The following is a 13836-nucleotide window of genomic DNA, read 5'->3' as shown; positions in this document are numbered from 1 at the left end:
CATGTTCAAACTCGCATTCCGCTTTATCCTTTTTGATAAGCCTAAAGCATTCGGCGCATTCATGGGTACAGTGATGTCGGTTTTTTTGATCGGACAGCAATCCGGTATATTTATCTTTCTCGCCAATTCCATGTCGGTGCTTGTCGGCAACTATCAATCTTATGTTTGGGTTGTAGATGACCGGAGCACCAACGTAAACGCACTGACACCAATTGATAAGCGTATAGGTTATGAATTGCAAACGATTCAGGGCGTTAAAAATGTCTTCCCCATTGTCATTTCCGGCGGAGGTGCCAAGTTCTCAAATGGTACGTCTTCAGGCTTGGTCATTGTTGGCTCTCAGGCACCCAATTTTGTTGGCGGCCCCTGGAATATGTACGTCGGCAAAAAAGAGGACATGATCAAAGACGGCGCGCTCATTACAGATTACTATGATAAAAATGCACTTGGTCAGTTAAAGCTGGGAGATTATTTCGAGATCAATGGCAAACAGGTTTACGATGCCGCTCAAACCAAAGGTATCAGGAGTTTTGGCGGGATATATTCTTTCACTACCATAGAAAGAGCCCGGTACCTGACCAACATGAGCTCAGATAAATCAAGCGCATTCTTAGTGGAGTTAGGCGACCCTTCAATGAAAGATTCCGTCATTAGCCATATCAACCGTAAATTCTTCGGAGTGAGGGCCTGGGACGGAATTGAACTAACCTATCAAACCGTGATGACCGTGCTTAAAACTTCCGGTATCGCTTTGTCTTTTGGGACAATCATTGTATTTGCTCTGATCATTGGCTTTGTTATTATAGGCCTTACCCTTTACTCAGCGGTAATTGACCGGATCAAAGACTACGGAACGTTAAAAGCCATCGGCGCAACTAATGGGTTTATCAGGAAGTTAATATTGACACAGGCCTTAATCATCGGTGCTGCCGGTTATGTTTTCGGTGCAATCATCACAGAAATATTTAGGATCGGCGTAGCCACGACTGGTACGATCATCGTTTTTCCAATTTATATCAGGTTTGCCATTATGGTAATCACCATAGTGATAGCATTGTTGGGCAGCCTGTTCGCAATCAAAAGAATCACAAGCCTTGAGCCGGGACAGGTCTTCAGGGGTTAAACAATAGAAATCATGAACAAAAGCACTATATATTTTATAGCCGCATTTTTATTGGTAATGATGTCCAGCGCTGTCAATGCACAGGATAGCACGAAGCTTTCATTAAAAAATGCGATAGATAATGCAATAAAGCATAGGAACGAAGTTAAAATACAACAGGTAAATGCTGAATATTCACAAAATGAAGTCAAAATAAACGGATCAAAACTACTGCCGCAACTGACTGGTGATGTTGACGAACGCTATAACGGAAAGCTGCAAACTAACATCATTCCCGGCGATGCCTTCGGCACTCCAGGGGTGCCTTCAAGATATGTGCAATTTGGAACGAAGTTCACAACAACTGCAGCTTTCAATTTAACAGTTCCAATATATAATCCCGGTGATTTCGGCGACAGGAAAATAGCCAAAGTTCAGGCGGCATATGATGCGTTGAACGTGAATAAATCGGAAACAGATATGGTGGTGGAGGTAACCCAAAGCTATTTTAACGTTCTTGTTGACGATGAAAAGGAGAAACTTTCTAAAGAGAACCTGGCCAATACCCAGGCGATCTATACGATGAGCCAGGACCAATTATCGAAGGGCGCTATCACCAGTTACGATCTGGAGAAGAATCGAATTACTTATGAAAATGCGAAATCCGACCATCAAAAAAACCAAAACACTTCCAAACTTGCTTTGGTAGACCTAACCTACCGGATGGGTTTAGATACGATCGGGAACATCGTATTGACCGATGATTTGAATACTTTATACCAGGAGTACGGAAGCATTTTGATCAAAGACCAAAATCAAATTGCCGACCGGGTGGAAATCAGGCAGCAGTTGCTTCAGGAAGAGATATATCAGCAAAACATTGACAAACAAAATAAATCCTACCTGCCAACGGTAAGCCTTTATGGTAACTATACCGGTCAAAATTTAAGCAATAATTTTTCATTGAATGGTACTAACTGGTATCCATATAATTATGTTGGTCTGAAGGTTAGCATCCCCATATTTGACGGTTTCCAAAAACAGCGGACAAAACGCGGTTACCAGCTTCAACTGGAATCTGCCAAATTAACTACTGAAAAGCTTAAAAGGGATTATAATCATGACGCGCAGACCTCCAAAACATCATTGTTAAATGATCAGCAGGACATGCAGAATCAGGAAAATAACCTTAAATCTGCGAATGACCTTTATAAAATAGATTCCGACAGGTTGCAAAAAGGAGCGATTAAACCAACCGATCTCACTACAACTTATTATACGCTGCAACAGGCGCAAGCAAACTATTTAAACGCGATCTATACATACTTGTTAGATGTGATCCAATACAAAAAAGCGATGGGTAATCTTTAATTAATTGATATTAAAGATTGTCTAATATAAATGTACCTCAAAAGATTAGGGACTATCGGCATCAATCGATTATCTTAATGGAAAAAAGAAAAGTTACTCCAGAGGAAGTTGTCGAACTAATGAAAAAAGAAGGCGAAACTCTTACTATTGAGCAAGCACAAAAAGTGCTCGATTTCATGTACAAGATGGCTGAGATTACGCTAAGTATACTGTTAGATGATAAAACGCCAAAAAGTGAGTAATTGACATCGAACCCTATTTAAATCCATAACGCACACATTTATAATTATTTAAATAGCCAAAAATCCACTCTTAATATTTGCCCCATAAAGGACAATAATGGGGCTCGAACCGAAAATTAGACCTTAATATATTGGCTAACAGATAAATAAATGTTTTTGATAGCTAATGACAATTTTTATAGATTGTTATTAATTAAATTGTAACTTACTGATAATCAGATAATAAAAAAGCCTCTCATTTTCATGAGAGGCTTTTTGGGTCGGTCATAGGTCTATTTTCAAATAACTTTATAGCTGACTTGAAAAAAATTGCTCGAATTTGAGTACGGTCGTGGGGCAAATTCGAACCAACGCGAAAACCATGTCAATAACAAAAAATTTCTCAAGCGCTATTATCAGAGCCTTACGAAAACACTGTAAAGCCTTTTTAATTTCAGATAAAGTCGTGATAAAGTTCAAAACGGTTAAACGTCCGGCTGACAAAACACGAGCCCCAGCAGTACCAAACTCGAACCATTTACTTACTAGTTTGCAGATTTTGCCAGCAGTCTAAAATGAAATTCAGAGGGGTCAATCCCCTTGGAGACCCACTTTGCCACAAATCAAATGAATAATTGAAGCCATTTTCATAGATCTTTTATCGTTGGTTTTGCAATACTTCATTTTTTATTTCTACCGCTAAAATTGCGTTACAATCCAAGCGGCAAAATAGCCGATAGCCAAGTTGAGAAGCGAAATAATAAAGAAGCCAACTAAAGTGAGGCCGATTACCCTAGCTTTCGAAGTATTTTTGAAGAACTGGGTATAACACCAGCACATTAAAACGAGTAGAAAGCTTTGCTGAACTATGCCATATTGGAGAGTTACTGGGTCACCGAAAATATAAACGATCGGGAAGACGAGTAGACTAACGATTAAAAATAATCCCATTAAGTATGTATTCAAAACGAGGTGTTCTACAAGATTATATTTTTGTTTTTTAAAAATGACATAGGAAACCAAGGTGCTCATTATGATCAAGATTAGGCCGTCAAAAGCAAAATGCTCAGTCATCCAGGCCACAATTTTCACGCCAGCCCCGGTTAGGTCGTCCCTGGGCTCAATTAGACTCTTGTGAAGGCGGTCGAAAATTAAGTAGTGCCAAACTAATCCATAAAACGTGGCAAGCACAATAACAAAGGATAGTGGCTGAAAATGCCTGACTCTTTTTCCTTCCAAAAACTCGCGGATAGTGTGGCCGGGTCTCGTCAGAAGCTGCTTGGCAGTGTACAAAACCCCTTTATCAAAATGAAACAGTCCATGTTGCAGATCATGCAAAATAAAATGCATATTCAGTTTGTGGGTGTCTGCCCGTTGTCCACAGCTACTACAAAAATTGTCAGATACTTCGTTACCGCAGTTTTTGCAGATGATTATAGCATTTACTTTATGAGCAGGTTTTTTCAACGTTTTACCCATTTGCTTTCTTTAATTAGTTGTCCACTAAGAATGCTTAAACTTACATTTTTTATCCAGTTAATTAATGGTCACATCCGGTAGGCACAGGTTCTTTGTATTCAATAGTCGAATATGAACTTAGCCTTATCTCGAAGAAAGTTATGCACCCATTTTCTTTGTTCTCAGCTTTCATTTCCGTTATTCTTGATTTCTGTTTTTCAGCTCAGCAACGGCGATTGGAGGCATCAGCACCCTGGTAACTTTTTCAACGATCGTTCTTTTATTCAATGTAAACGACATAGTTTGTTTAATATCCTCGATGGAAGCGCCGATCTTTATTTCATATCGTCCTGGATCGGCGACCCAGGCCGATTGCACTGTGTTGAACGAAGCAAGGTCTTTAGCATTAATAGTAAAAGTGAGTGTCTGCAATTCGCCTGGTTTTAATAATCCGGTTTTAGCAAACCCTTTCAATTCTTCCGCAGGTTTATCCAAATCTCCTTTGGGTGCTTTCAGGTAAACCTGTACAACTTCTTTTCCGGCAATTTTTCCTGTATTTTTTACGTCAACACTCATCGCGATCTTACCGGTGAATAAAGTTGAACTCAATTTGAGGTTGCTATAGGTAAAATTGGTATAAGATAAACCGTAGCCAAATTCATAGGCAGGTTTCACCTTAAAGGTGTTATAATAGCGGTAGCCTACGTAAATACCTTCTTCATACACCACTTTTCTTTTTATGGTCGAATCACCTTTTACTTCAATACCGGGAAAGTTCTTCACCGATGGAACATCGGCATAAGATACCGGGAAGGTTTGCGCCAGTTTACCTGAAGGATTTACTTTTCCACTGAGTAAATCTGCTATAGCGTTTCCCGCTTCGAGACCTGGCTGCCAGGCGAGCAATATGGCGTCCGGTTTGCTTCTCCAACTTGCAGTTTCGATAACCCCGCCAATGTTAAGCACGGCAATAACCTTTTTTCCTTTGGCATGAAATGCCTTGCAAATAGTGTTTATTGAAGCCGTTTCAGAATTCGAAAGATTAAAATCGTTATCCAGCTTTCTGTCTTCACCCTCTCCCGAGTTGCGTCCAACTGTAAAAATCGCTATATCGTATTTCCCAGCCATTTCTTCAGCCAGCGAATCTGTTACGGGCATCTCAGGCGCACGTTTTTTGCCACCCATTATGTTCGCGATCATATCGCCACCTTTGGGAGCATTTTCCGTCATATAGGTCTTGTATTTTTCTTTCAGGGATTCGTCGGTCACATAACCAGCATTTTTTAAGCCATCTATTAAATTTACAGAATAAGCTACGGCCACATAACCGCTCCCTGAACCGCCTATGTACGCCTGATAGGAAGTATTGCCAAAAAGCGCAACGCTTTTAATTTTTTCCGCAAACGGAAGCGCACTATCGGAGTTTTTCAATAAGATCATTCCCTCGGTAGCTGCCTTTCGCGACATTGCAGCATTTGCTACTGTATTAGGCTTATTTGAATACTTGTAGTTTTTGAAACGGGGTGTCTTAACGATAAGATTAAGGATATCTTCCACATTTCTGTCCAGCACCTTCTCATCCAGTTTACCGTTCTTTACTGCCTGTATAATGATGTTAACCTGGTTAGGGCCGGGCATCAGCAAATCGTTGCCTGCTTTCATCTGTGCAACCGCGTCTTTTCCGGCACCCCAATCGCTCATCACAAGCCCGTTGTAGCCCCACTCTTTTCTTAATACTGTAGTTAGCAGATCGTAGTTTTCGGATGTGTATTTCCCGTTTAGTAAATTGTAGGAGGACATGACGGTCCATGGGTGTGATTCCCTGGATGCGACTCTGAAACCTTCAAGATATATTTCGCGAAGTGCCCGTTGGCTTACAATCGTATTTACGGTTTGACGGTCTGTCTCCTGATTGTTCGCAGCAAAATGTTTTATGGATACGCCTACACCCTGCGACTGTATGCCGTTTACCATGGCGGCAGCTATGGTGCCTGATAACAATGGGTCTTCAGAATAGTATTCGAAATTCCTGCCGCATAACGGATTTCGCTGTATGTTCATGCCAGGAGCGAGCAATATATCGACCCCATATTCCAATACGTCATTGCCATACGCTTGCCCGGTCTTAAAAATCAGGTCTTTATCCCAACTTGATGCTAACAGAGTCCCTACCGGGAACGCCGTGCATTCATACTTTTGCCCCCCAAAGCCCCCTATCATGCGTAAGCCTGCGGGGCCATCGTTTACCACGATACAGGGTATGCCCAGCCTTGGTATCGCAATCGTGTTTCCGGCAGTACCTGGCACTGGATTAACCGTATTTGCTGCTAAAGTACCTGGCTGTGCAACCATGCCAGCAAACATTTTATTCTTCCTCATCGCAGGAGGGATATTGAGTCCTCCGCCCACAACCAACGATGCTTTTTCCTCAAGCGTCATAGCGGCAATCACTTCCTTTACAGAAGACTTTCCTAACTGTGGCAACTTTGTTGATTGCTGTCCCCGAACTGATAACGAAAATCCGCAGACGCATAAAAGCAAGAGGATATTGGGTGATAATTTTTTTGATGGTATCATTTTTTTAATTTTTTAATTCTTTGATGGTGACCTGTGGAACAATTGCTTTATGATCCTTTTCAACGATCAAGGTTTTAGCTAATGCAAATGACTTAGTCATTCTGATATCCTCGCTCGAAGCTCCGATCTTTACGGTGTACTTTCCGGCATCAGCTATCCAGCTTGACTTTTCTGTATTAAAAGAAGCAAGATTTTTAGGATCAATTGTAAAAGTGAGTGTTTGTGAGGCACCAGGCTGAAGTAACCTTGTTTTGCCAAATCCCTTCAATTCCTCTGAAGGTTTGTCCAATGTTTTATGCGGGGCGCTTAAATAAAGTTGCACAACCTCTTTACCCACAACTTTCCCTGTATTGGTAACAGTAACTGTTACAGTCATTTTTTTGCTGAATGCCACCGCGCTTAACTTTAGATTGCTGTAAGTAAATTTCGTATAGCTTAGGCCATAGCCAAACGGATATGAGGTCTTTACGCTGAATGTATTAAAATACCGGTAACCAACATATATTCCTTCATCGTATATACTTTCAGCCGGACGGTTAGCGGGTGTACCCGGAAAACTTTTTGCAGATGGCTCATCTTCATATTTAACCGGGAAAGTTGTTGCCAGCTTACCTGATGGATCAACCCCTCCGCTCAAAACATCGGCAATAGCGTTTCCTGCTTCCAGTCCGGGTTGCCAGGCTAATAAAATGGCATCAACATTTTTGCTCCAGCTTTCCATTTCTATGGCGCCACCAATATTCAATACAACTATTATCTTTTTCCCTTTGGCGTGGAAAGCATCACCCACAGCTTTTAGTTGTGTTTTCTCGGCTTCTGAAAGATAAAAATCTTCGACTTTTCGATCAGCGCCTTCACCTGCGTTTCGCCTTATGGTAAAAATACCGATATCATCATGGTCTGCTGCTGAGTTGATATCTGTCGCTCTTAATTCAGGCTCCGGCACCAAATGCGGGCTACCTAATACCATGTTTTTTTCGGGGTGCGTTTTCAGGTCAGCTTTGATCTGGCTAACGTAAATTGTTTTCAGAGCTGTATCGGGCACATAGCCGATTTGGGAAAGGCCCTTTTCAAGAGCAACAGTGTAAGCTACCACAACGGCTCCGCTTCCTGTTCCACCAATCACCGGTTTGTAACATCCGATACCAAACAATGCCACTTTCTGGTTTTTGGTTAGCGGAAGAGCGGAATTGTCATTTTTTAATAGCACCATGCCGTCTGCTGCCGCATTCCTGGATAAGGTTGCATGTGACTTAAGATCGGGGGTGTTAGAATATTGATATTTTCTGAACGAAGGAGTTTTTAGGATGTACAATAATACCCGCTCCACATTTTGATCGAGCACTTTGACATCTAACGTTCCATTTTTTACGGCGTCAATAATAGCTTGTTGCTGCCAGGGTGTACCTGGTTCAAGCAGGTCATTTCCGGCTTTCATTTGAGCAACAGGATCTTTACCGCCGAACCAGTCCGTCATTACCATGCCTTTAAATCCCCATTCTTCCCGTAGTATCTTTGTCAGCAAGTCATTGCTTTCAGAAGTATACGTTCCATTGATCTTATTATAGGAACTCATCACCGTCGTAGGCTGCGACCGCTTGACAGCGATCTCAAAGCTACGCAAGTATAACTCCCTAAGGGCCCGCTCACTGATGATTGCATTTACCGCATTACGGTTGCTCTCCTGGTTGTTAGCTGCGAAATGCTTTATAGAGGTTCCTACCCCGTTTGATTGGATGCCATTTACCATAGCCGCTGCCATATATCCGGAAACATAGGGGTCCTCCGAAAAATATTCGAAGTTGCGGCCATTCAATAGGTTGCGCTGAATGTTCATACCTGGTGCCAGGATCACATCTATGCCATACTCTTTAATTTCATTACCAAATCCTACGCCAACCTTTTTAACCAAAGCCGTGTCCCATGAAGAAGCCAGTAAGGTGCCAACCGGCCAGGCCGTCGCATAATAAGATTTCGTACTATCACCTTTGCGAAAAGGATCGATACGTACTCCGGCAGGCCCGTCAGAAAGAACCGTACCCGGAATGCCAAAACGGGTAATGCTCATGGTATTTCCGGCAGCACCCGGTACACGTCCGTCTGCTTCTCCAATGACAGCGCCATGGCCCTGGAAGCGCATGCCGGTTCCGGCGACTATAGACGCTTTTTCCTTAAGTGTCATTAACTTAATGATCTCGCTAACCGGGGCATGACCCAGTTGAGGTAACTTTTCCTGTGGAAATGCGGTATGGCCAACCAATAAGAAGGCAACGGCAATAACTTGACGAAACTGTACAGTCTCCATGGTAACTACTTAGGAATATGGTTAAATTATTTAGGTTATTTATTTTCCTTTACACGTACGCCTTTAGCATCGAACATGCCCATCAGGCTGCCTTTTACATGGTCGTCATCTACCGGGTCAAGCGAAAGTGTAACGTCATAGCTCTGGATGGTGAACGCCGCTGTTATGGTTTTATCTTTTTCTTCTATAGAAGTAATTTTAGTTATTTCCTTACCTGTTGAATCCTGTACAGCGCCGGTTAACTTACCATCCTTCCTTTCGAGAATGAAAGTCATTTTAGAATCGCCGTTAGGGGTGCCCATCACAAGGACATTCCACTTGCCTGGATAATAATCCGGTTTGGTTTGAGCGTTAACATTTACGGAGATAAATAGTCCGATAATTACTGTAAAAACGAAGCTTAACTTTTTCATGATCTTTTATTTTTTATGTTTAATTGATTTTTATTTGAATAGTATTTTCTTTTAATCCGGGAGCCGAGGCTGTTAAAGTCGCAAGGCCTCGTTTGGATGATGACTTTAGGATCACCTGTGCTCTGCCCTGATAAACCTTTTTATGCGGCTGCTGAAAACTGGACATATCTGATGGGTTGCCGTTCCCAACGGCAGCAATCGTCGCATTGCCTGAAAGTTTAAAATTGATTTCTGTGTCGTCAACTGAAGGAACAACATTGCCTTTGCTATCAACAATCTGGACACTTATAAATGAAAGGTCGTTCTGATTTGACTTTATTATTTTACGATCAGCAGTAAGCCGGATTGCAGTTGGTCTGCCAGCGGTCGATAATACGCTTGAACCGGTTTCCTTTCCATTGTCATAACTTTTAGCTACCAATGTTCCGGGCTGATACTCGACCTCGAATGTCGCGGTGATCGATCCTTCAGGAACAGTCTGCTCGGCGATCACTTTCCCGTTTAGTTCAAGTTTTACGGTTTTGCTACGCGTATATACGTCAACCTGCATTTTCTTGCCCTCCTGGCCGGGCCATGTCCATGATTTGATTTCGTCCGGCATACCCCAGGTAGCTATCACTTCCTTCTGTCCCTCAGGGATCGGGCGATGTACCAGGAGTTCTATCGCGCTGTTGCGCCATACCACATTTTTATAATAGGATTCCGCTTTGCGGTCGCCAATCAGGTTAAGATCGCCGCAATAGGCATTAAATACCGGCCAGTTGTTGCGGTAGAACAAGCCCATGCCCATCAGTCCCGTTGGTAGCTTTTGAGATTCAGGAACCAGTATCGATTTACCTATTCCGGCCTCGCCGATGTAATCCATGGCCGTCCAGCAAAAGCCACCTAATAACCAGGGATATTTTTCAGTTGCCTCCCAGTTTTCCAGTGCAGCGCCCGGAAGGTATTCCGTTGACATATACAATTTATTGGGGTTTTTGGCGCGTTCGGTCTCAAATCGATGGAGGGTTGCGCTATCCCTTTGAAAATAATTGGATTTATCGAGGAAATAATTGTAGCCATCGATATCAAGGTTCGCCACGTGAGGTTCGTAATCCTTCCACGGCTTTTTGGTATATGGCGGCAGGAAAACAATAGCATCTGTTACGGGTCGGGCTGGGTCGAGTAGCCTTACTTTGTCCGAAAGTCTTTTTGAAATCCGGTAGCCCGATGTATCAGGCGCTTCGTAAATCTCATTGCCTATGCTCCACATGATCACAGATGGATGGTTCCTGTCCTGCAAAACCATGGAGGTTAAATCTCTTTGCCACCAATCTTTAAAATAGAGATGATAGTCCTGAGGGTTTTTAGGCAGTTCCCACATATCAAATGCCTCGTCGAGTACCAGCATGCCCAGGCGGTCACAGGCATTTAGCAATGCTGGTGAAGCCGGGTTATGACTCAGACGAATTGCGTTGTACCCTGCGTTTTTTATCAGTTCTATTTTTCTTTCTTCAGCACGGTCAAAACTCGCTGCCCCCAAAGGGCCAAGATCATGATGAATACACCCGCCTTTCAATTTGATGGCAACTCCGTTCAATAAGAGCCCCTTTTGTCCGTCAAATTGCAGATTACGAATGCCAAATGGAGTGATTGTCTGATCGATGGTTTGGCCGCCATCGATCAGTGTAACCCTGGCCTTATATAGTATTGGGTGAACTAAATCCCATAAACGGGGATTAGTTACAGATAACTTTTGCGTAAGATCTGCGCTGGAATCTGCCGGGATTGATAACGCTTCATTTTTTGAAGCGACAACTTGGCCCACCGGATTCATCAGTTCGACTTTAACGCCAATACGCTTAACCTTTGAAGATTTATTCACGACCGATGTTTGGATATCTATTGTTGCCTTGTCTTTTGAGGCTTCAGGTAGGGTGATGTAATTTCCCCAAAGTTTGGTATGCACCGGGTTTACCGGCAATAACCATACGTGCCTGTAAATACCGGAGCCGGAATACCAGCGACTATTCTTGCCTAAATTCTTAGCACGGACGGCTATTAAGTTACGTTTGCCGACTGGTTCCAAATATTTGGTCAGATCAAAAGAAAAGGACGTATAGCCATAGGGATGATTTCCTAAATGATGTCCGTTGATCCAGACATCGGCGTCCATATAAACCCCGTCAAAAATGATGTAAGTGTTTTTGCTATGGTAAGTCCTATCGAGTATAAAGGATTTACGATACCATCCAATTCCTCCTTCAGTAAATCCTGTTGCGGCTTTGCCCACAGATGCTTTGGTAAAAGGCCCCTGAACTTCCCCTTCCTTTTGATTTGGGAGATCTTCAATGCTCCAGTCATGTGGCAGATTTAAAAGTCTCCAACCCTTATCTGAATATTGAGGTTGTTCCGCACCCGTTAATGTGTCTTTGCGGAAGCGCCAGTTTTTATCGAATGATATTGCCCTCGAATCTTGAACCTGACAAAATGAGGAGGACGTCAGCGTAAGTAAACAGATTAATAATACTATTTGGAGGAGAGTTCTCATATTACCTTTGCGTATATTTTACGTAAAGATATAGAAAAAGAAAAATCAATTCCAAATTTCAATCCGTATTTTTTACGAAAAGATTAAAATTGTATATTTGCTCGGATTTTATTTTTCAGTATCAACTAGGATTATTTAAAACTAAGGAGAGTGACATGGCTGATGATATCTTGAACGACTCAGGAAAATTCCTTTTAAATGTTGCTGTGGACAACGTCATATTCGGCTATCATGAGAAGGAACTTAAGGTTTTGCTGCAACAGCCTTTTACCGTGGATAAATGGACTGTAACTGGTGGTTACATAAAAAGAACTGAATCAATCGAAGAAGCGGCAGCCAGGGTGGCTTTCACGCGAACTGGCTTGACCGGTTTGTTCTTGCAGCAGTTTCGATCATTCGGTAATCCAAAGCGTGTACTTGATAGTGGTTTTACCGCAAAACATATCGCTGAGGTGACGGGCTATGAAATACCTGAAGATTCCTGGATATTTGATTATTTCGTTTCAGTAGCGTTTTATACGCTTACAGAGTTCTCCAAGGTGAGAGTTGAGAAAGCTGAGTTCGAAGCCGCCTGCCAGTGGTGGCCCGTGAACGACTTGCCGCCTATGATGTTCGATCATGAATTGATTATTAAAGAAGCCTTGAAAGCGCTCCGCCTGCATATTGCACACTATCCGATAGGTTATGAGCTACTGGAAGAAAAATTTACCCTACCTGAAATACATAGTTTGTATGAAACGATCCTGGCTAAATCACTTGACGACCGGAATTTTACAAAAAAGCTGCTGGCGGCAGGGATCATCGTGAAACTCAATGAAAAAAGGAAAATTAGCGGCCACCGGCCACCATATCTCTACAAGTTCAATAAAGAAAAGTATGATGAGGGGTTGAAAAGTGGGGTTGAGCTGGTTTTTTAAAAAGTTCCTCGATACAGAAGTACAATGTCTTGCGAGTTTAACCGACGGAGGACTCCGTTCAAAATCCTGCAGTAAGGTTAATGGAAACTGAAATGAAAAAGCTGTAGCCTTATGAATCCGGTAAAAAATTTACGGACGGAATAAATAATTAGGAAATGTAGCTGGCTACAAAGTAGCCAGCTACATTTGGGTAAATGATGGGGCTCGAACCCACGGCCCTCGGTACCATTATTTCAGGGCTTGCCTTTCATTCTCCTCAAACTGTCTGCCTCTCTTTCCAATTGCTTAATCTTCAATTCCGTTGTCTGTATTTCGAGGTAACGTTCTATACTGTCAGTTCGGTATTGATTGATCGTTGATATATTCAGACTGTCCAGTTGGCTTTGTAATTTCTGCCTTTTAGCGCTGTCTGCAATCAAATAGTTCCAGTACCAGGCTTTACGGTAGCAGCTGTTCTGGCTGTCCTTATACAAATTATGAAAGCCGAACCAACTAACCAAGCCAATGATGATAGCTAACATACTACGCTTAGCCATCGTCTTTAAAAAGCCTTTCCCGGCATCCTCCGGTAATACCAAAATTCTGTTTTTGGAAAACAGCTCATGCAATACCTGTAAGACGGCTGTTCTCGTGGCGGTCAAACCGTCACTGGCAATTTTGGAAATGGCTAAAGTACTTGGTGGGGGTACGGTGACCTCGATCTTTTGATATTTCTGTTCAAAGCTGCTGACCAACTTTTGCGTATATTTATCCATTTCTGCAATAAGCGCATTCTTTTGATCGATCTGCTGTTGTTGCTCTTTTATAAAATTTTCGATCTCCTTTAAATCAGTTGCGTGCTCGTTCAACACTGATGTTAAGGTGATCTCATCAATTGGGGTTTCTTCATTTGGTTTCATCATGTCATCATTAAATTTTAATAAATCTGTTCATTGTAAAATA

The 13836-nt window shown here is 42.3% G+C and carries 10 protein-coding genes; 4 read left to right on the top strand and 6 right to left on the bottom strand.

What is annotated here, in order from left to right:
• The first annotated feature begins 1 nt into the window (after nt 1).
• The 3 genes from BUE31_RS27875 (at nt 2) to BUE31_RS27865 (ending at nt 2715) form a co-directional block, all read left to right on the top strand.
• Entirely contained in the window at nt 2-1123 is a 1122-nt protein-coding gene (locus BUE31_RS27875; RefSeq protein ID WP_073407160.1) for an ABC transporter permease, read from the top strand.
• Nucleotides 1124-1135: 12 nt separating this feature from the next.
• Complete coding sequence (locus BUE31_RS27870) at nt 1136-2473, top strand: TolC family protein (RefSeq protein WP_073407159.1); 1338 nt, start codon at nt 1136-1138, stop codon at nt 2471-2473.
• Nucleotides 2474-2550: 77 nt separating this feature from the next.
• Complete coding sequence (locus tag BUE31_RS27865; RefSeq protein WP_200801999.1) at nt 2551-2715, top strand: hypothetical protein; 165 nt, start codon at nt 2551-2553, stop codon at nt 2713-2715.
• Between the two features lie 678 nt (nt 2716-3393).
• Here BUE31_RS27865 and BUE31_RS27860 read toward each other — a convergent pair.
• The 5 genes from BUE31_RS27860 to BUE31_RS27840 form a co-directional block, all read right to left on the bottom strand.
• Nucleotides 3394-4173 carry a DUF3667 domain-containing protein gene (locus BUE31_RS27860; protein ID WP_073407157.1) on the bottom strand — a complete coding sequence of 260 codons (780 nt, stop codon included), beginning with the start codon at nt 4171-4173 and terminating at the stop codon, nt 3394-3396.
• A gap of 177 nt (nt 4174-4350) precedes the next feature.
• Nucleotides 4351-6729 carry a glycoside hydrolase family 3 C-terminal domain-containing protein gene (locus tag BUE31_RS27855; RefSeq protein ID WP_073407156.1) on the bottom strand — a complete coding sequence of 793 codons (2379 nt, stop codon included), beginning with the start codon at nt 6727-6729 and terminating at the stop codon, nt 4351-4353.
• A gap of 4 nt (nt 6730-6733) precedes the next feature.
• Nucleotides 6734-9034, bottom strand: a complete 2301-nt coding sequence (locus tag BUE31_RS27850) for a beta-glucosidase family protein (protein ID WP_073407155.1) — start codon at nt 9032-9034, stop codon at nt 6734-6736.
• A gap of 35 nt (nt 9035-9069) precedes the next feature.
• Nucleotides 9070-9447: a hypothetical protein gene (locus BUE31_RS27845; protein ID WP_073407154.1), complete on the bottom strand. Its 378-nt coding sequence runs from the start codon at nt 9445-9447 to the stop codon at nt 9070-9072.
• 19 nt (nt 9448-9466) lie between these two features.
• Entirely contained in the window at nt 9467-11977 is a 2511-nt protein-coding gene (locus BUE31_RS27840) for a glycoside hydrolase family 2 TIM barrel-domain containing protein (RefSeq protein WP_073407153.1), read from the bottom strand.
• A 155-nt stretch (nt 11978-12132) separates the two neighbouring features.
• Between BUE31_RS27840 and BUE31_RS27835 the strand changes: the two genes are divergently transcribed.
• The gene (locus BUE31_RS27835) at nt 12133-12894 is read left to right on the top strand and encodes an NUDIX hydrolase (protein WP_073407152.1); all 762 of its coding nucleotides are present in this window, start codon (nt 12133-12135) and stop codon (nt 12892-12894) included.
• A 233-nt stretch (nt 12895-13127) separates the two neighbouring features.
• Here the strand turns inward: BUE31_RS27835 and BUE31_RS27830 are convergent, their stop codons facing one another.
• Nucleotides 13128-13796 carry a hypothetical protein gene (locus BUE31_RS27830; protein ID WP_234997922.1) on the bottom strand — a complete coding sequence of 223 codons (669 nt, stop codon included), beginning with the start codon at nt 13794-13796 and terminating at the stop codon, nt 13128-13130.
• Nucleotides 13797-13836 lie beyond the last annotated feature (40 nt).

The sequence above is a fragment of the Mucilaginibacter sp. OK098 genome (genome assembly GCF_900142915.1).
In the GTDB taxonomy this organism is placed as follows: domain Bacteria; phylum Bacteroidota; class Bacteroidia; order Sphingobacteriales; family Sphingobacteriaceae; genus Mucilaginibacter.
Note: the sequence above shows the minus strand (reverse complement) of the source record. Positions and strands in the feature narration are given on the sequence as shown.

What these genes read in the sequence shown, in the direction of transcription:
- BUE31_RS27875 (WP_073407160.1), top strand. Translation starts at nt 2, where the DNA reads ATGTTCAAACTCGCATTCCGCTTTATCCTTTTTGATAAGCCTAAAGCA.
- BUE31_RS27870 (WP_073407159.1), top strand. Translation starts at nt 1,136, where the DNA reads ATGAACAAAAGCACTATATATTTTATAGCCGCATTTTTATTGGTAATG.
- BUE31_RS27865 (WP_200801999.1), top strand. Translation starts at nt 2,551, where the DNA reads ATGGAAAAAAGAAAAGTTACTCCAGAGGAAGTTGTCGAACTAATGAAA.
- BUE31_RS27860 (WP_073407157.1), bottom strand. Translation starts at nt 4,173, where the DNA reads ATGGGTAAAACGTTGAAAAAACCTGCTCATAAAGTAAATGCTATAATC.
- BUE31_RS27855 (WP_073407156.1), bottom strand. Translation starts at nt 6,729, where the DNA reads ATGATACCATCAAAAAAATTATCACCCAATATCCTCTTGCTTTTATGC.
- BUE31_RS27850 (WP_073407155.1), bottom strand. Translation starts at nt 9,034, where the DNA reads ATGGAGACTGTACAGTTTCGTCAAGTTATTGCCGTTGCCTTCTTATTG.
- BUE31_RS27845 (WP_073407154.1), bottom strand. Translation starts at nt 9,447, where the DNA reads ATGAAAAAGTTAAGCTTCGTTTTTACAGTAATTATCGGACTATTTATC.
- BUE31_RS27840 (WP_073407153.1), bottom strand. Translation starts at nt 11,977, where the DNA reads ATGAGAACTCTCCTCCAAATAGTATTATTAATCTGTTTACTTACGCTG.
- BUE31_RS27835 (WP_073407152.1), top strand. Translation starts at nt 12,133, where the DNA reads ATGGCTGATGATATCTTGAACGACTCAGGAAAATTCCTTTTAAATGTT.
- BUE31_RS27830 (WP_234997922.1), bottom strand. Translation starts at nt 13,796, where the DNA reads ATGATGAAACCAAATGAAGAAACCCCAATTGATGAGATCACCTTAACA.